Source organism: Rhodococcus sp. IEGM 1372 (assembly GCF_030056835.1).
Lineage (GTDB): Bacteria > Actinomycetota > Actinomycetes > Mycobacteriales > Mycobacteriaceae > Rhodococcoides.
In genome coordinates this window covers 155,686-182,654 of record NZ_JASHKS010000003.1, presented here as the reverse complement: position 1 = coordinate 182,654, position 26,969 = coordinate 155,686, and the positions used below count along the sequence as shown (strand labels likewise).

Here is a 26,969-nt window from a genome sequence, read left to right as displayed (position 1 = left end):
CGACACGAACGCAGACCAGAACGGAAGCCAGAATTGCTCAATCGCGCGCACAGGCCGCCGCGGCTCGACAGTCCGAACCGAACCGAGGTCTCCGGGTCCACCGACCCGATGTCGGCCATCGTGACCGTGCCGTCGAAGGGCAAGTGAATGCGCGCAGCAATTTCCGGTGGATCTCAGACGCCCCCGACCGGCCCCGGCTTCGAGAACGGTTTCCCGCTGTCGTCCGCTCAGCGTGGCATGTGGTTCGCTCAGCAGCTTGCCCCTGACGTCCCGGTCTGTATCGCACAATATGTCGACCTTCGCGGCAACCTCGACATCGGCGTTCTGCAAGAGGCCTCGGCTCAGGCCGGACACGAGTTCCAGTCCGCATATCTCCGACTGGCCGAGGTGGACGGCGAACCCGTACAGCTGGTCGACCACTCCATCGACCAGTCGGTGCACTACCTCGATCTGCGTGATGCCGAGGACCCGATGGCGTCGGCGCTGAGGTGGATCGACGAGAACTACGTCAAGCCCGTCGACATGGAACACGACCCTCTCGTCGACAGTTGGATCATTCAGGTCGAGGACGATCGCAACCTCTGGTACAGCAAGATTCACCACGTAGCACTCGACGGCTACGGTGCCATGACTCTCGTCAACCGAACCGCCGCGCTGTACACGGCGGCCGTCGAACACGTCGAGCCTGCTCCCAACAAGGCGGCCGAGCTTCGCCGACTCTACGAGCTCGATCAGGACTACCGGACGTCGTCGCGCTTCGAGTCCGACAAGGCGTACTGGACTGCTCGCGCCGCGGACATCCAGGACGGAGCTTCTCTGTCCAACACGACCGGTCGCACGATCGCTGCCAGCAAGTTGCGCAGCGTCGCTCTCCCCGAGGACGTCGTCGCCGAGCTCGAGGCGTCCGACGCGACCAAGGGTGGAACCGCGGCTGCGGTGTTCATCGCCGCTTTCGGCTGCTACCTCTCGCGAATGACCGGGCGAGAAGACGTCTCGGTCAACATCCCGGTGTCCGCGCGCACCACCGCACTGCTTCGCCGATCCGGTGGAATGCTCGTCAACGTCGCCCCCATTTCGATCCACGTGCCCCAGGACGCGACCGTCGGCGAGCTGGTTCAGCAGGTGCAGCTCGAACTGATGGGAGCGCTGCGGCACCAGCGCTTCAGCATCGAGGACATTCGGCGCGAGCTGGCGGCCTCGGGTAGTGACAAGCAGCTGTCCGGCCCGATGGTCAACATGATGCTGTTCCATCAGCAGATCGAACTCGGGTCGATCGTCGGCGAGTTCAACATCGTGACCTCGGGTCCGGTCGAGGACCTCCTGGTCAACGTCTATCAAAGCGGATCTCCGGCCCGGACGTTCGTCGATTTCAGGGCCAACCCCAACCGGTACGACGACGACGACCTCACCGCGCACCACTCGAGCTTCGTCGACATGGTGGAAGCCTTCATCGCGGCCGGGCCCGAGACCGCTGTTCTGGACGTCCATCCGGTCAGCGCACGCGAGGGCCAGCGCCGGCGGCGCGCGGCAGCCCAGCTCGCCTACTGGACCGAACGGCTCGCCGACGCCCCCGATCTCCTCGATCTTCCGACCGACCGCTCGCGCGCCTCGCACATCGGACACGTTCGCGCATCCCACGAGGTTACGATCGGATCCGAAACGTGGTCCGGAGTGACTCGATTGGCGGCAGAACGGTCCACGACGCCGTTCGTGGTTCTCGAATCTGCTCTCGCCGTGCTGCTTTCGCGACTGGCGAACACCGACGACCTGGTGATAGCCGTACCCGCGGGTCACGGAAACACCGTCGCGCTACGAAGCCGACCCGACGTTCGGCAGTCGTTCACCGAATTCGTCGATGCGTCCGCAGCCGACTTCGATGCGGCGATGGCACACGGTGACACGTCGTTCGACGACGTCGTTCAGGCCTTGAATCTGCCTCGAACGGAATCGCACAGCCCCCTCGCTCAGGTTGCGCTCCGGTTCGGTCCGTCCGCACTACCGCGTGACGGAGTCGGCATGGATCTGGTCGTCACCGTCGACGAGTCCGATTCTGTCACCGTCGTTTTCGATTACGCCACAGAACTGTTCGATGCCGCGAGCACGGCTCAACTCGCCCGTCGCCTCGTCCGCGTTCTCGACACATCGACCAACGAGCCCGATCTGCCGATAGGCGATGTGGATCTGCTGTCCACCGCCGAGCGCGCGCGCCTGGCTCCGGTTCGTGGTCCGCGGTCTGTGGTGGGTGTGGTGTTGCCGGAGTTGTTGGCTGGTGCGGTGGGTGTTGCTGGTGTCGGTGGTGTTGCGGTGGTGTCGGGGTCGCGGTCTGTTTCGTATGGTGAGTTGGATGCGGCGTCGTCGCGGTTGGCGCGGATGTTGATGTCGTGTGGGGTGGGTCCGGGGTCGTTCGTGGCGTTGGCGTTGTCGCGGTCGGTGGAGTCTGTGGTGGCGGTGTGGGCGGTGGCGAAGGCCGGTGGTGCGTTCTTGCCGGTGGATCCGAATTATCCGGTGGATCGGATCGAGCACATGTTGGTCGATTCGGGTGCTGTGGTGGGTGTGACGTTGGGTGCGGATGTGGGTGCGCTCTCGGGTGTGGGTGGGGTGTCGTGGGTGGTGCTCGATGATCCGGATGTGGTGGCGGATCTGGCGTTTCGGTCGTCTGCTCCGGTGTTGGATGTGGAGCGTTCGGGTGTGTTGCGGCTCGATGATGCGGCGTATCTGATTTACACGTCGGGGTCGACGGGTGTGCCCAAGGGTGTGGTGGTCACTCATCGTGGTGTGGGGAACTTGGCTGCCGAGGAGCGGGTTCGGTTCGGTGTGGGTCCGTCGTCGCGGGTGTTGGCGTTCGCGTCGCCGAGTTTCGATGCGTCGATTCTCGAGTTCGTGTTGGCGTTCTCGGGTGGGGCGACGATGGTGATTGCTCCGCCGTTGGTGTTCGGTGGGGTGGAGTTGGCGTCGTTGCTGGCCGAGGAGCGGGTGTCGCATGCGTTCGTCACGCCTGCGGCGTTGGCGTCGGTGGATCCGGTGGGGTTGGAGTCGGTCGAGGTGGTGGTGACCGGTGGTGATGTGTGTGCGCCGGAGTTGGTGGCGCGGTGGGCGCCGGGTCGGCGGATGTTCAATGCGTACGGTCCGACGGAGGCGACGATTTTTTCGTCGATCTCGTCGGCGTTGGTGGTGGGGGAGTCGGTCGATATCGGTTCGCCGACGATCGGTTTCGCGGAGGTGGTGTTGGATTCGCGGTTGAATCCGGTGCCCGTGGGTGTGGTGGGTGAGTTGTATCTGGCGGGTCCGGCGTTGGCTCGTGGGTATCACGCGCGGTTGGGTTTGACGGCGGAGCGGTTCGTGGCCGATCCGTTCGGTGGTGCGGGTTCGCGGATGTATCGCACCGGTGATGTGGTGCGGTGGAATGCCTCGGGTGCGTTGGAGTATGTGGGGCGTAGCGATTTTCAGGTGAAGGTGCGTGGTTTCCGGATCGAGTTGGGTGAGATCGATTCGGTGTTGGCTGCGGTGTCGGGTGTCGATTTCGTGGTCACCATCGGACGTGAGTCTGCTGCCGGGGCAACGGTGTTGGTCTCGTATGTGTTGCCGGTGGCCGGTACGGTCCTCGAGGTCGATGCGTTGCGTGAGCATGCCGGTTCGGTGCTGCCTGCGCACATGGTGCCCTCTGCGTTCGTGATGTTGGAGTCCATTCCTCTGACTCCGGCAGGCAAACTCGACCGCACCGCACTCCCCGAACCCGAACTCGGTTCACAGGGTGCATTCGAGGCCGCGGAAACGGAATACGAGGCCGCGGTGGCGTCCGTGTTCTGCGACGTTCTCGAGGTCGATCGAGTCGGTGTCACCGACAGCTTCTTCGATCTCGGCGGAAACTCCCTCGTGGCCACGCGTTTGATCGCACGGGTCAATTCGGCTCTCGGAACCGATCTGAAGGTACTGGATCTGTTCGAGGCGTCGACGGTTCGGACTCTGGCGGAACGTGCCGAAGCCAAGGGCGCGTCGCTGCATCGCCGCCCGGCACTCGTCCCCGTCGACCGCCCCGATTCGATCCCGCTGTCTCTCGCGCAGCAGCGGATGTGGTTCATCAACCAGTTCGACGTGTCCTCGCCCGCGTACAACATCCCGCTCACCGTGCGCCTGACCGGCCGTCTGGACGTGAGTGCGATGGCTGCTGCCGTCGGCGACGTCCTGTCCCGGCACGAGTCGCTCCGCACGGTGTTCCCGACTGTGGGCGATCTGCCGATTCAGGTCATCGCACCCGTCGAGGACGTCACCGGATCGAAGCTCCCCCTCGACGTGGTCGACGTCGACGCCGGTTCGGTCGATGAGCTCGTACGTGCAGCTGCGACAACAGGATTCGACGTCACGGTCGATCTTCCGTTCCGCGCGGTGCTGTACCGGACCGGCCCGGAGAGCTTCGTGCTCTCCATCGTCGTCCACCACATTGCGGCCGACGGTGCCTCGATGGCACCGCTGGCCCGAGACGTGATGGTCGCCTACGGCGCCCGCTCCGCCGGCTCGGTTCCGGCGTGGGAGCCACTCACCGTTCAGTACGCGGACTTCGCACTGTGGCAGCACGCCGTTCTCGGCGACGAGAGCGACTCCACCTCGGTGGCGTCGCGGCAGATCGAGTTCTGGCAGACGGCTCTGGCAGACCTGCCGGACGTGCTGCCGATGCCACTCGATCGCCCGCGGCCCACCCGGCAGTCGATGCGTGGCAGCGTCACCCCGTTCACGATTCCCGCCGATGTCGCCGCTCGGTTGAATTCGGTTGCTGCCGAACACGACTCGACGCTGTTCATGGTCGTCCATTCTGCGCTTGCATTGCTGCTCGCGCGCCTGAGCGGCACCCAGGACATCGCTGTCGGTACTCCGATCGCGGGTCGCGGCGACGCGGCCCTCGACGACCTCGTGGGCATGTTCGTCGGGACCCTGGTGCTGCGAACGCAGGTCGAGCCTCGAGCCACCTTCGCCGAACTGCTCGCCGACACTCGTCGCTCCGACCTCGCCGCCTTCGACAACACCGACATCCCGTTCGAGCGACTGGTCGACGTACTCGATCCGGCCAGGTCGACCGACCACTCGCCGCTGTTCCAGGTTCTCCTCGAGTTCCAGAACAATGCAGCTGTCACGTTGGAACTACCCGATCTCACCGTCGGTTTCGAGGAGATCAGCACCGACACAGCCAAATTCGATCTGCAGCTGCGCGTGGATCAGGAGCCCGTGGATCCGTCCGGGGCACTGTCGGCCTCGTTCACCTACGCCACAGATCTGTTCGATCCCGAAACCATCGACAGGTTCGTCGATCGCTTCCTGCGGATCGTGTCGACCATCGGGGCGTCGACGGACGTACGCACCGGCGACATAGACATCCTGTCCGCCGCAGAGCGGGAACTCGTCCTGTTCGAGTGGAACGACACTGCACGGCTGATCGAACCTCCGGTCCACCAGCACATCCCGGCCGGCGACGTCGACATGACGCTCAGCAGTCTGTTCGACCGACAGGTGCAGCGCAGCCCGTACTCGACCGCGTTGGTGTTCGAGGACGAGCACATCACCTATCTCGAACTGGACGAACGTGCGAATCAGCTCGCGCGACATCTCATCTCGCTCGGCGTGACGACCGAATCGCACGTCGGCCTCGCGATCCGACGGTCGATCGACCTGCTCGTCGGCATGTACGCGATCGTCAAGGCCGGTGGTGCCTATGTGCCGATCGACCCGGACCATCCGGTCGAGCGTTCGTCCTACGTCCTCTCCAGCGCCCAGCCTGTGTGCATCCTCACCACGAGCCGCGACTGGATCAACATCCCGGTCGCAACTCCGGTCCTCGCCGTCGATCTGCTCGACGTGTCCGATCGCGACCACACCTCTGTCACCGATTCGGATCGACTGGGAAGACTGCACGGCTCCAACACCGCGTATGTCATCTACACCTCCGGTTCGACCGGTCGACCCAAGGGTGTTGCTGTCACGCACTCGGCCATCGTGAATCGGTTGCTGTGGATGCAGCACGAGTATCACCTCGAGCCTGCGGACACCGTTCTGCAGAAGACGCCGGCCACGTTCGACGTCTCGGTGTGGGAATTCTTCTGGCCCCTGCAGGTCGGTGCCAAGCTCGTCGTGGCCGAACCCGACGGACACCGCGATCCGGTCTACCTGTCCCGCATCATCGCGGACGAGCACATCACCACCGCGCACTTCGTACCGTCCATGCTCGCGGTGTTCGCGGCAGGTGGACGAGCTGCGGAATGTGTCTCGCTCCGACTCGTCTTCTGCAGTGGCGAGGCACTTCCGCCTGCCACCGCGGCACAGTTCGCGCAGTTCTCCAACGCAGAACTGCACAACCTCTACGGCCCGACCGAAGCAGCCGTCGACGTCAGCTACTACCACGTGACCGGCCACGACGCCGTCTCGATCCCCATCGGCGCACCGGTGTGGAACACACGCTTGTACGTGCTCGACGCCTCGTTGCGACCGGCTCCCATCGGGGCTCCCGGCGAGCTGTATCTGGCCGGCGTGCAACTCGCTCGTGGGTACGTCGGTCGCGGCGATCTCACAGCGGATCGCTTCGTCGCGGATCCGTTCGGCGAGCCCGGCGAGAGGCTCTATCGCACAGGCGATCTGGTGCGCTGGCGCGCCGACGGCGAACTCGAGTACATCGGCCGAACGGACTTCCAGGTCAAGCTGCGCGGCCTGCGCATCGAACTACCCGAGATCGAATCGGTTCTCCTTCGATCCGAGTCGGTCGCACAGGCGGTCGCGTTGGTGCACAAGGACCCGAACACCGGTGAGACCCTCGTGGCCTACGTGGTCGGTGCACCCGGCTCCGCCGTCGACCCCGCACAGCTGACGGCCGAGGCCTCGCGCCGCCTGCCGGGGTACATGGTGCCCTCACACGTGGTCGTACTGGACTCGCTGCCGGTCAACGCCAGCGGCAAACTCGATCGCAAGGCATTGCCTGCGCCGGAATTCACCGTCGCCGCGTCGGAGTTCTTCGGCCCGGAGAACCCGGTAGAAGAGATCGTCGCCGGTGTCTTCGGTGATCTACTCGGTATCGCTCAGGTCAGTGTCACGTCGAGTTTCTTCGAGATCGGTGGCAACTCGCTGATCGCGATGCGTTTGGTCGCGCGCGTCAACGCGGCCCTCGGAACGGACATCGGCATCAGGGATCTGTTCGACGCCCCCACGGTGCGAGCGTTGTCTGCAGGCATCGACATCGGCGAGCACGACGCTGCGGCTGCCCCTCGACTGGTCCCGCAGGAGCGCCCGGATGTGGTGCCGCTGTCGCTCGCGCAGCAGCGAATGTGGTTCATCAATCAGTACGACACCGAGTCGGCTGCCTACAACGTGGCATTCGCCATGCGCCTGAGTGGTGTGCTCGATGTCGACGCGATGCACTCGGCCATCGGTGACGTGTTGAGCCGGCACGAGTCGCTGCGCACGATGTTCCCGCTGACCGACGACGTTCCCGCGCAGTCCATCCTCGACGTGGCATCGGCACTGCCGGATCTGACTCCGATTCACGCGAACGACGAGCGTCACGTCCTCGAGTTGATCGCCGACGTCGCCGGCTCGGGTTTCGACGTCGTGGCGGATGTTCCGCTGCGGGTACGACTGGTTCGGGTACGCGAGAACGAGCACGTGCTCGTGATGGTGGTGCACCACATCTCCTCCGACGGGTTCTCCAGCGCTCCGCTGGCCCGTGACTTGATGGTGTCCTACAGCGCCCGCGCCGCAGGACACGCACCGAGCCAGGAACCGTTGCCGGTGCAGTACGCCGATTACGCGCTGTGGCAGCGCCGGTTCCTCGGTGCGGAGTCCGATCCCGAGTCGATGATGGCCAAGCAGCTCGCCTACTGGGTCGACACACTGTCCGGCAGCCCCGAGGTCCTGGCGTTGCCGACCGATCGCCCGCGTCCCGCGGTCGCATCCCTGCGTGGCGACAGCGTCTCCTTCGAGATCGACGCCGCAATCCATGCTCGTCTTGCTGCTGTTGCCGCCGAGCACAATTCCAGCGCGTTCATGATCGTGCACGCGGCTCTGGCCGTCCTTCTGGCCCGACTCTCGGGCACCGAGGACATCTCGGTCGGCACGCCGATCTCGGGCCGAGGAGACGCCGCACTCGACGAGCTCGTCGGCATGTTCGTCAACACCCTCGTTCTGCGCACCCAGGTGCCCGGCTCGACACGGTTCGAGGACCTGCTCTCGGAGGTTCGCTCGGTCGACCTCGCCGCGTTCACTCATTCGGATGTCCCGTTCGAGCGAGTGGTCGATGCGGTCGATCCCGCGAGGTCGACTGCCCATGCGCCGTTGTTCCAGGTGATGCTGGAGTTCCAACAGACCGACCGACCGACGGTGACGTTGCCCGGACTGTCGATCGAGAGCATCGAGCTACCCAACGACATTTCCAACTTCGACCTGCAGTTGACGGTCTCGGAAGAATTCGACAGTTCCGGCGCACCGGTCGGCATGGAAGCCGGATTCCGCTACGCCACAGAACTGTTCGATGCAGACACCGTCCGGGTTCTCGCCGATCGCCTCGTACGGATCCTCGACGCCGTGACGGCAACGCCGTCCATCCGAGTCGGTGACATCGAGATTCTGTCTGCCAACGAGTACGACTCGTTGGCTCCGGTTCGTGGTCCGCGGTCTGTGGTGGGTGTGGTGTTGCCGGAGTTGTTGGCTGGTGCGGTGGGTGTTGCTGGTGTCGGTGGTGTTGCGGTGGTGTCGGGGTCGCGGTCTGTTTCGTATGGTGAGTTGGATGCGGCGTCGTCGCGGTTGGCGCGGATGTTGATGTCGTGTGGGGTGGGTCCGGGGTCGTTCGTGGCGTTGGCGTTGTCGCGGTCGGTGGAGTCTGTGGTGGCGGTGTGGGCGGTGGCGAAGGCCGGTGGTGCGTTCTTGCCGGTGGATCCGAATTATCCGGTGGATCGGATCGAGCACATGTTGGTCGATTCGGGTGCTGTGGTGGGTGTGACGTTGGGTGCGGATGTGGGTGCGCTCTCGGGTGTGGGTGGGGTGTCGTGGGTGGTGCTCGATGATCCGGATGTGGTGGCGGATCTGGCGTTTCGGTCGTCTGCTCCGGTGTTGGATGTGGAGCGTTCGGGTGTGTTGCGGCTCGATGATGCGGCGTATCTGATTTACACGTCGGGGTCGACGGGTGTGCCCAAGGGTGTGGTGGTCACTCATCGTGGTGTGGGGAACTTGGCTGCCGAGGAGCGGGTTCGGTTCGGTGTGGGTCCGTCGTCGCGGGTGTTGGCGTTCGCGTCGCCGAGTTTCGATGCGTCGATTCTCGAGTTCGTGTTGGCGTTCTCGGGTGGGGCGACGATGGTGATTGCTCCGCCGTTGGTGTTCGGTGGGGTGGAGTTGGCGTCGTTGCTGGCCGAGGAGCGGGTGTCGCATGCGTTCGTCACGCCTGCGGCGTTGGCGTCGGTGGATCCGGTGGGGTTGGAGTCGGTCGAGGTGGTGGTGACCGGTGGTGATGTGTGTGCGCCGGAGTTGGTGGCGCGGTGGGCGCCGGGTCGGCGGATGTTCAATGCGTACGGTCCGACGGAGGCGACGATTTTTTCGTCGATCTCGTCGGCGTTGGTGGTGGGGGAGTCGGTCGATATCGGTTCGCCGACGATCGGTTTCGCGGAGGTGGTGTTGGATTCGCGGTTGAATCCGGTGCCCGTGGGTGTGGTGGGTGAGTTGTATCTGGCGGGTCCGGCGTTGGCTCGTGGGTATCACGCGCGGTTGGGTTTGACGGCGGAGCGGTTCGTGGCCGATCCGTTCGGTGGTGCGGGTTCGCGGATGTATCGCACCGGTGATGTGGTGCGGTGGAATGCCTCGGGTGCGTTGGAGTATGTGGGGCGTAGCGATTTTCAGGTGAAGGTGCGTGGTTTCCGGATCGAGTTGGGTGAGATCGATTCGGTGTTGGCTGCGGTGTCGGGTGTCGATTTCGTGGTCACCATCGGACGTGAGTCTGCTGCCGGGGCAACGGTGTTGGTCTCGTATGTGTTGCCGGTGGCCGGTACGGTCCTCGAGGTCGATGCGTTGCGTGAGCATGCCGGTTCGGTGCTGCCTGCGCACATGGTGCCCTCTGCGTTCGTGATGTTGGAGTCCATTCCTCTGACTCCGGCAGGCAAACTCGACCGCACCGCACTCCCCGAACCCGATTGGTCCGCTCAGGTCACGTCCGGTCGCGACGCGGACAATGCGGTCGAGAAGACGTTGGCCGGTTTGTTCGCCGAGGTGCTTCGACTGGACCGTGTCGGTGTCGACGATTCGTTCTTCGCCCTCGGCGGCGACAGCATCATGTCGATTCAGTTGGTCTCGCGCGCCAAGGCGGCCGGACTGTCTCTGTCGCCACGAGATGTCTTCGAGCACAAGACGGTTGCGGCGCTCGCCGAGGTGGTCGCGTCCTCGGACGGCACCGCACCTCTCGTACTGGAAGAGTTGCCCGGCGGCGGCGTAGGCGATGTACCTCTGACTCCGATCGTGGCGTGGATGCTCGATCGGACGGACGTTCTCGACAAGCACACGCAGACGGCGGTTCTCACACTTCCGGTCGACATCGAACTCGATGTGCTCGAAGCCACCGTCCAGACGGTCCTCGATCACCACGACATGCTTCGCGGTGTCCTGCACCGGGGTGAGCACCCCGCGATGGAGGTTCTTCCCGTCGGATCGGTCTCGGCGAACTCGGTCGTGCACCGCGTGACCTCGACAACCGTTCGGGGACAGGAGTTCTCGGAGCAAGCAAACGCCGAGGCAGAAGCAGCAGTCGGCCGGCTGGCACCCGATGCCGGTGTCATGATCCAGATGGTGTGGTTCGACGCCGGCTCCGGGGGGAGCCGTCTGCTCGTCGTCGCCCACCATCTGGTCGTCGACGGCGTGTCCTGGAGAATCCTGGTTCCCGACCTCGCGTCGGCGTGGGCCCAGATCATCGGCGGAAGCACCCCCGAGCTGGCTCCGGTCGGCACCTCCATGCGTCGTTGGTCGCACGGTTTGCGTGAGGTCACCGCCACCCGCGGAGACGAACTGGCGATCTGGCGCGACGTTCTGGCACAACCGGATCTACTCATCGGATCACGAGCACTCGATCGCGAGATCGACGTGTACCGAACAGTGGACAAGGTCGAGTTGACGCTGTCCACCGACGTCACCGAGGGGCTACTGACGGCACTGCCCGACGCGTTCCACGGCAGCGTCAACGACGGCCTGCTCGCGGCTCTCGCCCTCGCCACGGCGGTGTGGCGACGTGGTCGGGGAGTGGTCGTCGACGACGCTCTCATCTCGCTCGAGGGTCACGGCCGCGAGGACCACGTGGTGCCCGGTGCAGATCTCGGCCGGACCGTCGGTTGGTTCACCACGCTCTACCCGCTCAGGCTGACCCTCGCCGATCTGGATCTGGACGACGCACTCGCAGGCGGCGTCGACGCAGCGCGTCTGATCAAGTCGGTCAAGGAGCAGCTGCTGGCCGTTCCGGACCACGGTATCGGCTACGGCATGCTCCGCTACCTGGACGAGGACGGTGCCGCTGCACTGCGTGACTTCCCGGCTCCCCAGATCAGTTTCAACTATCTCGGGCGCTACAGCACCGACGTTCCCGACGAACTTCGCGGACACGGCTGGCTGCCGGTCGACGACTCCGGTGTCGGCGATTCGCAGGACGAGGATCTTCCGGTCGCAGCCGTTCTCGACATCAATGCCGTCACCACCGCGACGCCGACCGGCCCGCGGCTCGAGGCGACGTTCGCTTTCCCCACCGGCGTGCTCGACGCGGACGAGGTCACCGAGCTGGCGGAGCTGTGGCGTCAGGCTCTCACCGCGCTGACGCAGCTGGCCCAGCGACCGGGGGCCGGTGGCTTCACGCCCTCCGACCTCGATCTGGTGCGGCTCGATCAGAGTTCCATCGACGACCTCGAACGGGTCTATCCCACGCTGGACGACATCTGGTCCATGACGCCGCTGCAGGCCGGATTGCTCTTTCACGCCGAGCTGTCGGATCAGTCCGTCGACGCCTACATCGTCCAACTGGTGCTGGAGTTGCGCGGAAGCGTCGACGAGGCGCGGTTCCGGCGTGCTGCTCGGGGGCTGCTGCGTCGACACGCGAACCTGCGGACCGCTTTCGTGCACAACAGCGACGGCGAGTCGATTCAGATCGTCCACCACGACGTGGATGCCCCCTGGTCGTCGATCGACCTGACCGGACTGGATCCGGAGGATCGAGCCGTCGAGCTCGATCGCATCGAACACGAGGACCGTGCCACTCGGTTCAACATGGCACAGGCACCTCTGTTGCGCTTCATGCTCATCACCGTGGCACCGGGCGAGTGGCGCCTGGTGATGACCAACCACCACATCCTGCTCGACGGCTGGTCCACGCCGCTGTTGCTCAAGGACCTGCTGACGCTCTACGTGGTCGACGGTGACGAGACCGTGCTCCCACGAGTTCCTGCCTACCGCGACTACCTGTCGTGGCTGGCCAAGCGTGATCGCTCGTCGGCACTCGAAGCGTGGACGAACGCTCTCGCCGGTTTGTCCGAGCCGACGCTGTTGACGCCGGTCGAGAGCCGACGCCAGGAATCGACGTTGGCCGGCCGTTCGTTGGTCTCACTCGATGTGGAGCAGACGAACCGCTTGCGCAGCGTCGCTCGCGCCCGTGGCGTGACGATCAACTCCATGGTCCAGGCGTCCTGGGCGCTGGTTCTCGGCACTCTGACCGGACGCTCCGACGTCGTGTTCGGTGCCACCGTGTCCGGACGCCCGCCGGAGGTCTCCGACATCGAGTCGATGGTCGGTTTGTTCATCAACACTCTGCCGGTGCGGATCGTGCTCGATCCGTCGGAGACACTCGGTGAGTACCTCGAACGGGTGCAGTCCGAACAGGCCGCGCTACTCGATCACCACTACCTCGGGCTCACCGACATTCAGCGAGCAGTCGGACCGGCCGTCTCCTTCGACACCCTGACGGTGTTCGAGTCGTACCCGATGGACCGCGCGGGATTGTCGGCGGAGACCGACCTTGCCGGCATGCAGGTGCACGACGTGCACGACGGAAGCGACACCGCGCAGTATCCTCTGACCTTGGTCGCCATGGTCGACGACCGGCTGCACATCGAGGCGAAGTACCTGCCGGAGTTGTTCGAGCACAGCGTCGTTGCGGCGACGGTCGACAGAATCGTGCGTGTTCTCGAGGCCATCGCAACCGACACCGGTCGACGCGTCGGATCGCTCTCGTTGCTGTCCGAGGACGAATTGCGCCGGCTGGCACCGGTTCGTGGACCGGCGTCGTCGGATACTCGACTGCTTCCCGATATCTTCACCGACGCTGCCGCAGTCGACCCGCAGGGCACCGCTCTGTGGAGCGACGGCCGCACCGTGGACTATGCCGAACTGGACGCGCAATCGTCTGCTCTCGCAAGAACTTTGATCGCTCGCGGTGCCGGCCCGGAAACTGTCGTTGCACTGGCTCTGCCACGGTCCGTCGAATCCGTACTCGGCATCTGGGCAGTCGCCAAGACCGGGGCGGCGTTCCTGCCGATCGATCCGAGCTACCCGCGCGATCGCGTCGAACACATGCTCGTCGACTCGAACGCGTCGATCGGTCTTACCCTGTCGGAGCACGAGGCCGCTGTCTCCGGTCTCGGCTCTGCTCGGTGGACCGTGCTCGACCACGACGCCACGCGCACCGAACTCGCCGGTCACTCGACCGCCCCGGTTCGCGACAGCGACCGAATTCGCCCGATGCACATCGATCAGCTCGCCTACCTGATCTACACCTCGGGCTCGACGGGTGTTCCCAAGGGCGTCACCGTCACCCACCGCGGGCTGGCCAATCTGGCAGAAGAGGAGCGGACTCGTTTCGAGGTGACCCCGGGCGCTCGGGTTCTCGCGTTCGCGTCCCCGAGCTTCGATGCCTCCATCCTGGAACTGCTGATGGTGTTCTCCGGTGCCGCGACCATGGTCATCGCGCCGACCTCCGTCTACGGCGGCACCGAGTTGGCCGAACTGCTCGCAGCACAGCACGTCACGCACGCGTTCGTCACGCCCGCCGCGCTGGCATCGGTGGATCCGGACGGCCTGACCGAGTTGGCCGTGGTGGCCACCGGTGGCGACGTGTGTCCGCCCGAGCTCGTGGCTCGCTGGGCACCGGGCCGTCGGATGTTCAACGCGTACGGCCCCACTGAGGCGACGATCTTCTCGTCCATCAGTGATCGACTCGACGTCGACTCCGCCATCGACATCGGTTCTCCGACAATCGGTTTCAGCGAGGTGGTCCTCGACGCACGACTGCATCCCGTTCCGGTCGGGGTCGTGGGTGAGCTCTATCTCGCCGGCCCGGCACTGGCTCGTGGCTACCATTGCCGATTCGGTCTGACCGCAGACCGTTTCGTCGCGAATCCCTTCGGCGAGAGCGGTGCCAGGATGTACCGCACCGGCGACGTGGTGCGGTGGACCGAGTCTGGAACGCTCGAGTACGTCGGACGCAGCGATTTCCAGGTCAAGGTGCGCGGCTTCCGCATCGAACTGGGCGAGATCGACGCCGTCCTGACCGACCATCCGATGGTCGAGTTCGCCACCACCGTGGGTGTCGACGGTCCGACGGGCAACACCATTCTGGTTGCCTACGTCCTCCCGAGGTCCGGCGAGCAGGTCGATGCAGCAGCTCTGCGCACTCATGTCTCGAGTTCGCTACCGACCCACATGATCCCGACGGCCTTCGTCGCACTGGAGTCGATTCCGCTGACACCGGCAGGCAAGTTGGACCGCAATGCCCTGCCTGCACCCGATCTCCATCTCGGGGGCGACTCGCGTGCACCGCGGAACGACACCGAGCAGGTCATCGCCGATATCTTCGGCGAGGTACTGGGGATCGACGGCGTCGGAATCGATTCGAGCTTCTTCGATCTGGGTGGCGACTCGCTCAGTGCCACCAGACTCACTGCGCGCGTCAACTCCGCCCTCGGCACCACGATCAGCGTCCGCGCATTGTTCGAGGCTCCCACCGTCGAGTCACTTGCGGTGCGAGTGCTCAGCAACCCGGTCGGTACCCTTCGCCGTCCCGCACTCGTGGCGAAGCCGCGACCGGATTCGATTCCGTTGTCGCTTGCGCAGCAACGAATGTGGTTCATCAATCAGTTCGACGTGACCTCGGCGGCGTACAACATCCCGCTTGCGGTGAGACTGACGGGTCGACTCGACATCGCCGCGATGAGCGCGGCCGTCGGGGACGTTCTGGAACGTCACGAGTCGCTGCGCACGGTGTTCCCCACCCGCGGGGATCGTCCTGAGCAGAAGATCCTCGACGTGCAGGCGGCGAGAACCGAACTCGCCGTCGTCGAGCTGGACGCCACCGAGGTCGTTGCGGCCATCTCGACCGCTGCCGCAACAGGATTCGATGTCTCGACCGATCTACCGTTCCGCGCGGTCCTGTACCGGATCGCACCGGACGAGTTCGTGCTCTCGATCGTCGTCCATCACATTGCTGCCGACGGCGCATCCATGGCACCCCTGGCGCGAGATGTCATGGTCGCCTACGGCTCTCGCGCGGCTGCCGGCGCTCCGAAGTGGACACCGCTCGACGTTCAGTACGCGGACTTCGCACTCTGGCAACGCACCGTCCTCGGCGACGAGTCCGATCCCGCGTCCCTCGCCGCGCAGCAGTTGGACTTCTGGAAGACCGCCCTGGCGGATCTTCCCGATGTTCTGCCGCTACCGCTCGATCACCCGCGGCCCGCTCGGCAGTCCATGCGCGGCAACAGTGTTCGGTTCGAGATCGACCGCACCACTCATGCCAGGCTGGTCGACCTCGCGCGTGCCAACGAGGCGACCGTCTTCATGGCCGTCCACGCGGCGTGGTCGATCCTGATGGCGCGCATCAGCGGCACCGAGGACATCGCTGTCGGAACGCCGATCGCCGGACGAGGTGACGCTGCACTCGACGATCTGGTCGGCATGTTCGTCGGCACCCTGGTTCTGCGCACGGAGGTGGCACCGCAGCTTTCGTTCACCGATCTGCTTCGGGCCACGCGGACAGCCGATCTCGCGGCGTTCGAGAACACCGATGTGCCGTTCGAGCGGTTGGTCGACGTTCTCGACCCCGCTCGTTCGACCGACCGCTCGCCGTTGTTCCAGGTGCTTCTCGAGTTCCAGAACAACACGTCCGCGACGCTCGAACTGCCGGACCTCACGGTCGAGGCCGTCGACATCGATGCTCACATCGCGAAGTTCGACCTGCAACTGACCGTCGCCGAGGAGTTCGACGAGGCCGGTGCACCGGCCGGGATGACCGCCGCGATCACCTACGCGACCGACTTGTTCGAGGAAACGTCCGTCGAGGAGTTCTCGGCACGATTCGGTGCCGTGCTCGCCTCCGTGACGAGCGATCCCGAGCGCGCAGTCGGCGATATCGATCTGCTCCTGCCGGGTGAGCTCGACGCCATGACGCATGACTGGAACCACCCTGGCCGGGTGGCATCCGATGCGACGCTGGCCGATCGATTCGCTGCTGCCGCAGCGCGATTCCCCGATTCGCGCGCCGTCGTCTTCGGAGATCACACGCTGACCTACGCCGAGCTCGACGACCGCTCCAGCCGCCTCGCACGGCTTCTCGTACAGCGCGGTGTGACGTCGGAATCGCTGGTAGCGGTCGCGATGCCTCGCAACGAGGAGCTGATCGTCGCGCTGCTCGCGGTGATCAAGTCCGGTGGCGGCTACCTTCCGATCGACGTGTCCTACCCAGCGGACCGGCTGGCGTTCATGCTCGAAGACGCTTCGCCCGTCTGCGTGATCTCCACTGTTGCCGACAGCGCGGCGGTGCCCGCCTCGGATCTCGATGTCCTCGAGATCGATTCGCCCGAGCTGATCGCGGAGCTGGCCGGCATGTCGGGTGCCCCGCTGACCGACGCGGACCGTTCGGGTGGCACCAGCGCCGATTCCATCGCGTACGTCATCTACACCTCGGGCAGCACTGGTCGCCCCAAGGGCGTGCAGATCGCGCACCGCAACGTGGCGACACTGTTCGAGAACACCGCTGGTCTCTTCGATTTCGACGATCGTGACGTCTGGACGATGTTCCACTCGTACGCGTTCGATTTCTCGGTGTGGGAGCTGTGGGGACCGCTGCTGCACGGTGGAACGCTCGTGGTCGTCGACTACTACACGGCACGCTCTCCGGAGCTGTTCCGCGAGTTGCTGGTTCGCGAGCGGGTCACGGTACTCAACCAGACACCGACGGCGTTCTACCAGTTCGCGGAAGCCGATCGTGTGGCCACCGGGAACCTCGCCGGCACCACGGACTCCGATCTCTCGCTGCGCTACGTGATCTTCGGCGGCGAGGCACTCGATCTCGGGCAGTTGGCTCGCTGGTACGCCCGGCACGACGAGTCCGCCCCGACTCTGGTGAACATGTACGGCATCACCGAGACGACAGTCCACGTGAGCCACCTGGCCTTGACCGAGCAGTTCGCGGCATCGGCCTCGGCCAGCGTCATCGGTCAGGCCATCCCCGCACTGCGCGTCGCCGTTCTCGACACGCGTCTCAATCCGGTACCACCCGGCGTCACCGGTGAAATGTACGTCTCCGGGGCACAGCTCTCTCGCGGATACCTGGGCCGGGCCGGCCTGTCGGCCACCCGTTTCGTGGCAGATCCGGCCGGAGAAGCCGGTGCCCGGATGTACCGCACCGGCGACACCGCACGGTGGAATCGTGACGGCGCGCTCGAGTACCTGGGCCGCAGCGACATGCAGGTGCAGCTGCACGGCTTCCGCATCGAACTCGGCGAGATCGAAAGCGCGCTGTTGGCATTCGACGGCGTCGCGGCGTCCGTGGTCTCGGTTCGAGACGACGGATTCGGCGATCGACTGATCGGATACGTCGTCGCCGAGGCGGGCCGAACACTCGACCACTCCGCCGTTCTCGAATTCGTCGGACACTCACTGACGTCGTACATGGTTCCGGCCGCTTTGATCGTGCTGGACGAGCTGCCGCTCACCGCCAACGGAAAGCTCGACCGCCGGGCATTGCCGGCTCCGGACTTCTCCGCCAATGTCACCGAGAGCCGTTTGCCGGCAACCGAAGTCGAGTCCATTCTCGCCGGATTGTTCGCCGATGTCCTCGGCCTCGACACCGTCGGCGTCGACGACTCGTTCTTCGCGCTCGGCGGCGACAGCATCATGTCCATCCAGCTGGTCTCACGCGCCAAGGCGGCCGGTCTGGTTCTGGCTCCGCGCGACATCTTCGAGCGCAAGACCGTCGCGGCATTGGCCGAGGTCGTGGTCCTCGGAGGCGACGTCGTCGTACTGGAAGAACTCGACGGTGGGGGAGTCGGCCCGCTGCCCCTCACTCCGGTCGTGCGTTGGATGTTGGAGCGCAGCACCGACTTCGGGCGCTACACCCAGACAGCACTGCTTCAGCTCCCGGTCGGCATCGAGAGCGTCACGCTCGAGCGCACCGTGCAGGCCGTGCTCGATCGTCACGACATGCTGCGATCGCGACTGTTCCAGGATGCGGACGGAATCTGGCACGAGGAAGTAGCTCCGATCGGCACTGTGTCCGCCGCGTCGGTGATCCACGCGGTCTCGGTCGATTCCGTGGACGGTCCCGAATTCTCCTCCCGTGCTGCAACGGAACTCGACGCTGCAGCAGATCGACTGGTCCCCGCCGACGGGGTCATGGTGCAGATGGTGTGGTTCCAGGCCCCGAACGGGTCCGGCCGACTGCTCGTCGTCGCACATCACCTCGTGATCGACGGCGTGTCGTGGCGCATCCTCGTCCCGGATCTGGCGACGGCCTGGAGCCAGATAGTCGCGGGCGACACGCCTGCGCTGGCACCGATCGGCACATCGATGCGACGGTGGTCCACCGGTTTGACCGAGGTCACCCCGAGCCGCGCCGACGAAATCGGCCTGTGGCAGCGCATTCTGAGCGGCGACGATCCGACGATCGGTTCGCGACCACTGGACAAGCGCGTCGATGTCGACGCGACCGTCCAGCGCATCCGCACATCGCTTCCGGTCCAGGTGACCGAGCGACTGCTGACAGCGGTGCCGAATGCCTTCCGCGGCAGCGTCAACGACGGTCTCCTGGCCGGGCTGGCATTGGCACTGACGGCGTGGCGTCGCGAACGGGGAGCCACTGTCCGCAGTGCGTTGATCACACTCGAAGGCCATGGCCGTGAAGACGCCGTGGTGCCCGGAGCCGATCTCGGCAGGACCGTCGGCTGGTTCACCACGATCTTCCCGGTTCGACTCGACCTCGGCTCCCTGGACATCGCCGACGCGTTGTCCGGTGGCGACTCCGCCGGAGCCTTGATCAAGGCCGTGAAGGAACAGCTGCTCGAGATCCCCGATCACGGAATCGGCTACGGCATGCTGCGGTACCTGGACTCCGACGGGACCGAGGCACTGTCCGGTTACGCCGCTCCGCAGGTCAGCTTCAACTACCTCGGGCGCTTCTCGACCGGATCGTCCGAGGGCATGGAAGACTTGGGCTGGATTCCTGTGGCCGACGCCGAACTGGGCGACGCACAGAACCCGGACATGCCGGTACCGGCCGCGCTGGACATCAACGCCGTCACCACCTCGACACCCGACGGGCCCCAGCTCGACGCCACCTTCGCGTTCCCGGCCGGCATCCTGGATGCGGACGAGGTCGATCGGTTGATCGAACTGTGGACGCAGGCACTGACCGCGATCACCGAGCACGCCTCGACCGAGGGTGCGGGCGGCTTCACCCCGTCCGACCTCGAGCTGGTGGACATCGATCAGCGCTCCATCGAGGTGCTCGAGAAGCAGTTCCCCGATCTCGACGATGTGTGGTCGATGTCGCCGCTGCAGGCCGGACTGCTCTTCCACGCCCGTCTCGCAGGCGAGGTCGGCAGCGACAGTGCTGGAGTCGACGCCTACATGGTGCAGCTCGGTCTGGAGCTGCGCGGCGTCGTCGATGCCGAGCGGATGCATTCCGCCGTGAACAAGCTCGTCTCTCGTCATCCGAACTTGCGAGCAGCGTTCGTGCACAACAGCACCGGCGAATCTCTGCAGATCGTGCAGAGTTCGGTCACGGTGCCGTGGTCCGAGGTCGATCTCCGCGGTGAAGCCGATGTCGAGGCAGCACTGGAAGCCGTACTCGAGGCCGATCGCGGCGTGCGATTCGAGATGGACTCGGCACCGCTGCTTCGGTTCACGCTGATCACCCTCGCCGACGATCACTGGCGACTGCTGCTGACCAATCACCACATCCTGCTCGACGGCTGGTCGACGCCGCTGGTGGTCAAGGAACTGATCACCCTCTACGTCACCGAGTCCGACGATTCGATGCTGCCGCGAGTTCCCGCGTATCGGGACTACCTCGCGTGGATGCGGCAACGCGACGTCGCCATCTCCACCGCGCAGTGGGTCAGTGCGATGGCCGGCGTCGAGGAGCCGACACTGCTCGTCACCGGTGACCGGGGTCGTCAGTTGTCCACTGTCTCGAGCGAGACCGAGCGGTCGTTGTCGATCGAGACCACAGCGGCGTTGCGCGATTTCGCGGCGCGCCGCGGGTCCACTCTGAACACACTCGTTCAGACTGCGTGGGGCATCGTGCTCGCCACTCTGACCGGTCGCGAGGACGTCGTCTTCGGTGCCACGGTGTCGGGTCGTCCGCCCGAGGTTCCGGGCATCGAAGGCATGATCGGGCTCTTCATCAACACGCTTCCCGTTCGGGTCACGCTCGATCGGGCCGAGACACTCGGCGCTCTGGTCGATCGTGTGCAGGCCGAACAGGCAGCGCTGCTCGATCACCATTACCTCGGTCTGACCGACATCCAGCGCGCGGCCGGAGCCGGCGTCGCATTCGACACGCTGACGGTGTTCGAGTCCTACCCGGTCGATCGCGCCGGAGCCTCTGCTGCAACGGATTTCGCAGGTATGCAGGTGACGGACATCCTCGGCACCGACGCGGCGCACTATCCGCTGACACTGGTGTCTTCGGTCGACGAGCGCCTGAACCTCAAGGCCAAGTACCTGCCCGAACTCTTCGAGCTCCAAGACGTGCACGCCATCGTCGATCGGGTCGAGCGGGTGCTCGACGCAGTGCTGGCCGACGAGCAGCAGCCACTGGCTCGGCTGCGATTGCTGGCCGACACCGAATTCGCTTCTCTGGCTCCGGTATTCGGCCTCGAAGGCCGATCGACTCGGCTGCTACCGGAGATCTTCTCAGACGCAGCTGCCGTCGACCCGGACGCCATCGCGGTGCGCAGCGTCGACGGCGAGTTGACGTACCGAGAGCTGGATCGACAGTCGAACCGGCTCGCTCGCATTCTGATCGGCCGCGGTGTCCGCACCGAGACGTTCGTCGCTCTCGGGATCGCACGATCCATCGAGTCGGTGTTGACCGTCTGGGCCGTCGCGAAGTCCGGTGCCGCCTTCGTACCGGTCGATCCGAACTACCCGGCCGATCGCATCGAGCACATGCTGGCCGACTCCGGAGCAACCTTCGGTGTCACCACCCGCACTCACCTCGACGACCTGCCGTCGACCGTGCCGTGGATCGTCCTGGACGACCTCGCCACCGACGGTCCGAACGCGGTGAGCGACGAGCCCGTCGCCGACGACGAACGCCGTGGTCGCGTCACCCTGTCGAGTGCGGCGTACACGATCTACACGTCGGGTTCGACGGGTGTACCGAAGGGGGTCGTGGTCACCCACTCCGGCCTCGACAACTTCGCGACCGAGCAGCGCGAGCGCTATCGAGTCACGAAGGACTCACGCACGCTTCATGTTTCGTCACCCAGCTTCGACGCGTCCGTACTCGAGTACCTGCTCGCGTTCGGCGTCGGTGCCACGATGGTGATCGTTCCACCCACGGTGTACGGCGGAGCCGAGCTGGCGTCGTTGCTGGCCGAGGAATCGGTCACTCACGGCTTCATCACCCCGTCCGCCCTCGCCTCGGTCGATCCGGCCGGTCTCGACACGTTCGCCGATGTCGTGGTCGGCGGCGAGGCCGTTCCGTCCGAGTTGGTCACCAAGTGGGCTCCCGGTCGCAACCTGTTCAACGGGTACGGACCGACCGAGGCCACGATCATGTCCAACATCAGTGCACCGATGGTCGCCGGCGAGCCGGTGTCGATCGGTGGGCCGGTGCGGGGTGTGTACGAGGTGGTTCTCGACTCGCGACTGCAGCCGGTTCCCGTCGGGGTCGCGGGTGAGCTCTATCTCGCAGGCGTCGGCCTGGCCCGCGGCTACCACGATCGGATGGGGCTGACGGCCGAACGATTCGTCGCCGACCCGTTCGGTGCTCCCGGTGCCCGCATGTACCGCACCGGAGATGTGGTGCGCTGGTCGCCGGATCTGGCCATCGAATATGTCGGTCGCAGCGACTCGCAGGTCAAGGTCCGCGGCTTCCGCATCGAACTCGGCGAGATCGACGCCGCGCTCTCGGCACATCCCGCGGTGGATTTCGCAGCCACCTTCGGAACTCCCGGGCCGTCCGGTGCCACTGTTCTCGTGGCGTACGTGCGCCTGACGGGGGACAACCCGGCACACGCGGTCGACACCTTCGACACTGCGGTTCTGCGTGACCATCTTGCCGCCGCGCTGCCGTCGCACATGGTGCCCAGCGCCATCGTCGTGGTCGAGTCGATTCCTCTCACTCCGGTGGGCAAGCTCGATCGCGCCGCACTGCCCGTACCGGAGTTCGGCTCGGCCACCTCGTACCGAGAGCCGAGCACGCCGGCCGAGCTGACGGTCGCGGCGGTCTTCGCCGAGATCCTCGAGGTGGATCGAGTCGGTGCCGACGACGGATTCTTCGAGCTCGGTGGTGACTCGCTCAGCGCAACGCGGGTGATCGCTCGCGTCAACGCCGAGTTCGGTACCTCGATCGGTGTCCGCACGATCTTCGAGACCCCGACGGTGTCGGGACTGGCGAGCGCAGTCGGCACTGCCGACACTCGCGCGCAGCGCCCGGCTCTCGTTGCGGCGGCGCGTCCGGAGCACATTCCGCTCTCGCTCGCTCAGCAGCGGATGTGGTTCATCAACCAGTTCGACACCTCGTCGGCCGCGTACAACGTGCCGTTGGTCGTCAAGCTGACCGGGCGGCTCGACACCGCTGCGCTGGCCGCCGCGGTGGTCGATGTTCTGGGACGCCACGAATCTCTGCGCACGACCTTCCCCGACGGCCCGGAGTTCCCGGTGCAGCTCGTGCACCCGGCTGCCGAGGTCGCGCCTGCGGTCGAATCCGAACGGATCGATGCCGCAGTTCTGACCGATCGCGTCGCCCTGTTGGCCGGTCGAGGATTCGACGTGACCACCGAGATCCCGGTGCACGTCGAGCTGTTCGAGGTGCTCGATGCCGGCGTCGACGCGTCCGAGGATCCTGTCTTCGTACTCGCCATGGTGGTGCACCACATCGCCGCCGACGGCGCGTCGATGGCACCGCTCGCTCGCGACGTCGTGCTCGCGTACTCGGCGCGCAGTGCAGGTCAGGCACCGAACTGGCAGCCGCTGCCCGTCCAGTACGCCGACTACACGATCTGGCAGCGTTCGCTGCTCGGAGACGAGCAGGACCCGTCGAGCGTGGCCGCGGCCCAGCTCGAGCACTGGTCCACCGCGCTCGCGGGTCTTCCCGACCTGCTGCCGTTGCCGACGGACCGACCGAGGCCGACCACGCAGGACTTCCACGGTGGCCGAGTTCGCTTCACGGTCGATGCCGACATCCATCGGACGCTCGTCGACATCACTCGGGAACAGAACGTCAGCATGTTCATGGTGCTGCACGCGGCGTTCGCGGTCGTTCTGGCTCGTTTGAGCGGCACCGACGACATCGCGATCACCACTCCGGTGGCCGGGCGCGGGGACGCGGCGCTCGACGACCTCGTGGGTATGTTCGTCAACACGCTCGTGCTGCGCAGCCGAGTCGACGAGTCCGCGACGTTCGACGATCTGCTGAACCAGGTCAAGGCACACGATCTCGACGCGTTCGATCACACCGAGATGCCCTTCGAGAGAATCGTCGAGGTTCTCAATCCCACCCGTTCGACGGCATACGCTCCGCTGTCACAGGTCGCGCTGTCGTTCCAGAACAACGAGAAGGCCTCGCTCGAGCTTCCGGACCTCCGCGTCGAAGGCTTCGACTTCGACGTTCCGGTAGCCAAGCAGGATCTTCAGCTGCTGCTGTCCGAGACCTTCGACGAGGCGGGACGTCCGTCCGGCTTCGAGGCCGCATTCGACTACGCCACAGCGCTGTTCGACGCGGCCAGCGTCGAGGCCATCGCGGCGCGACTGATTCGAGTTCTCGACGCCGTCGGACGCGACCGGCACGCGGTGGTCGGAGACATCGAAATTCTGGGCGCCGACGAACAGCGCGCGTTGGCGCCGGCGCGAGGAAACCCGGACGCAGCAGTCCGGACGTGGCCGGAGTTGCTCGCGGCGGCGGTCGCGCTCGACCCGTACGCAGTGGCCGTCACCTACCGAGGCATCAGCCTTTCCTACGCCGATCTGGACAGCTGGTCCAACCGAATCGCTCGAATGCTGATCGACTACGGCGTCGGGCCCGAGACGTTCGTCGCGTTGGCGCTGCCTCGATCGATCGAGTCGGTGCTGTCGGTGTGGGCCGTGGCCAAGACCGGTGCTGCATTCCTGCCCGTCGATCCGAACTACCCGGCGGACCGAATCGCGCACATGCTCGAAGATTCCCATGCCGCAATGGGTCTGACCGACATCGACAGCAGGGGATCGCTGCCCGACACCGTCCCGTGGCTGGTTCTGGACGATCCGGAAATTTCCGCGGAGTTGTCTCGCTACCCGGCGGACGCGGTGACCGACGTCGAGCGTACGGCGACCCTGCACATCGACCACCCCGCCTACCTGATCTACACATCGGGTTCGACCGGTCGCCCGAAGGGCGTTGCAGTGCGGCACCGTGGCTTGGCCAACCTCCAGGCCGAGGTGCTCGAGCGATTCCGCCCCACTCGGGATTCGCGTGTTTCGCACATCGCGTCACCGAGTTTCGACGCATCGATCTACGAGCTGACGATGGCGTTCGGCGTCGGTGCCACCGTCGTGATCGTGCCGCCGGGAGTCTTCGGCGGCGGCGACTTGGCCGACCTGCTCGAATCCGAACACGTCACGCACGCGTTCCTGACGCCCGCGGCGCTGTCGTCGATCGACGAGACACGTCTGGGCAACGTTCGGGTCCTCGCCGTCGGAGGTGAGGCCTGTACTCCGGAGTTGGTGGCGAAATGGGCACCGGGCCGCCAGATGTTCAACGGCTACGGTCCGACCGAGACCACCATCCAGGCGAGTGTCGGTGGTCCGCTGGTGCCCGGTGGCACGGTGGACGTCGGCAGGCCTGGAACCGGATTCCGGTTCCAGGTGCTCGACGCACGACTGCGGCCGGTTCCGGCCGGAGTGTCGGGCGAGCTCTACATCGCCGGTCCCGGTACCGCCCGTGGATACCTCGGGCGTTTCGGGCTGACATCCGAGCGCTTCGTCGCCGATCCGTTCGGTACTCCTGGCGACCGGATGTATCGAACCGGTGACGTCGTGCGCTGGGGAAGTGCCGGAGCCGTCGAGTTCGTCGGACGCAGTGACTTCCAGGTCAAGGTGCGCGGTTTCCGCATCGAACTCGGCGAGATCGACTCCGCACTCACCGAGAACGAGCAGGTCGGATTCGCCGCCACGATCGGGCACACGGCGGCGTCGGGTGACACCGTTCTCGTGTCCTACGTTCTCGCGGCCGACGGCGAATCGGTCGACACCGAAGCACTTCGAGACCGAGTCGCCAAAGTGCTTCCGCGTCATATGGTTCCGTCGGCGATCATCGAGCTGGACGACATTCCGCTGACGCCTGTGGGCAAGCTCGATCGGCGGGCCCTGCCGGTTCCGGAGCTGACGACGTCGACCACTCCGTACCGGGCACCGGCCACCGACGTGGAAGCTGCGATCGCCGATGCGTTCGCGCAGGTTCTCGGAGTCGATCGGGTCGGCATGGACGACAACTTCTTCGAGCTGGGCGGGACGTCGCTGGTGGCCACGAAGATCGTGCCTGCCATCGAGAACGCCATCGGAGTGCGGGTGCCGCTGCAAGCGCTGTTCGTCGATCCGACACCGTCGGGGTTGGCAGCGCGGGTCGCCGCGGATGCCGACGCCGGGGGCGCGGATCTCGATTCGGTGTTCGGGGTCGTGATTCCGCTGCGCGGCAGCGGGTCCAAGGCACCGTTGTTCTGCGTTCACCCGGGAATCGGGTTGTCGTGGGGCTACGCCGGTCTCGTCTCGCATCTGAGCGACGACCGTCCCGTGTACGGCCTACAGCTGCCGAGCATCGTCGAAGGGTCGACGTTCGGGTCCATTCGCGATCTCGCGCACCGCTACGCCGACGAGATTCGCGCTGTTCAGCCGGTGGGTCCGTACCACCTGCTCGGGTGGTCGCTCGGCGGCTCGCTCGCTCATGCGATAGCGGTGGAACTGCGCAGCACCGGCAGCGATGTTCGCACCCTCGCACTGTTGGACAGCTACGTCGACGGGCACGACGGCGAAGCGGTCGAGGGAGCGTTGAGCGTCGAGAACCTGCTTGCGGGATTGGGGCTCGATCTGACTGCTCAGCCCTCGACCGAGCCGTTGACCTACGAACGGGGCGTCGAACTACTCGACGAGTCGTTGGGACAGACGACCGGCGTTTCCGCCGATCATCTGCTACGTATCAATGCGGGATTCGAGAACTCGACTCGAATAATGGCCGAGTTCATCCCGGACGTGTTCGACGGAGATGTTTTGTTCTTCTCCGCAACGAAGGGTGCGAGCGATGGAATTGTTCGATCTCCGCAGGAATGGCGGCCGTATGTGACAGGAGATATCGTCATCCACGATGTCGACGTTTTCCACAACGAGATGACCAATGCAGATGCGGCCACTGTGATCGGGCCGGTCGTCGATTCTCATCTCGGGAATACACCTGAATAACAATTGATGTGTTCTTCACATCGCAGGGCACATCTACGAATACCATCGGC

The 26,969-nt window shown here is 65.3% G+C and carries 1 protein-coding gene; it reads left to right on the top strand.

Going from position 1 to position 26,969, the window contains the following annotated elements; genetic code table 11:
• The first annotated feature begins 147 nt into the window (after positions 1–147).
• Complete coding sequence (locus QM590_RS05335; protein ID WP_269594092.1) at positions 148–26,919, top strand: non-ribosomal peptide synthase/polyketide synthase; 26,772 nt, start codon at positions 148–150, stop codon at positions 26,917–26,919.
• Positions 26,920–26,969: the final 50 nt, after the last annotated feature.

Coding starts and splice junctions, on each gene's coding strand:
- QM590_RS05335 (WP_269594092.1), top strand. CDS start 148: ATGCGCGCAGCAATTTCCGGTGGATCTCAGACGCCCCCGACCGGCCCC.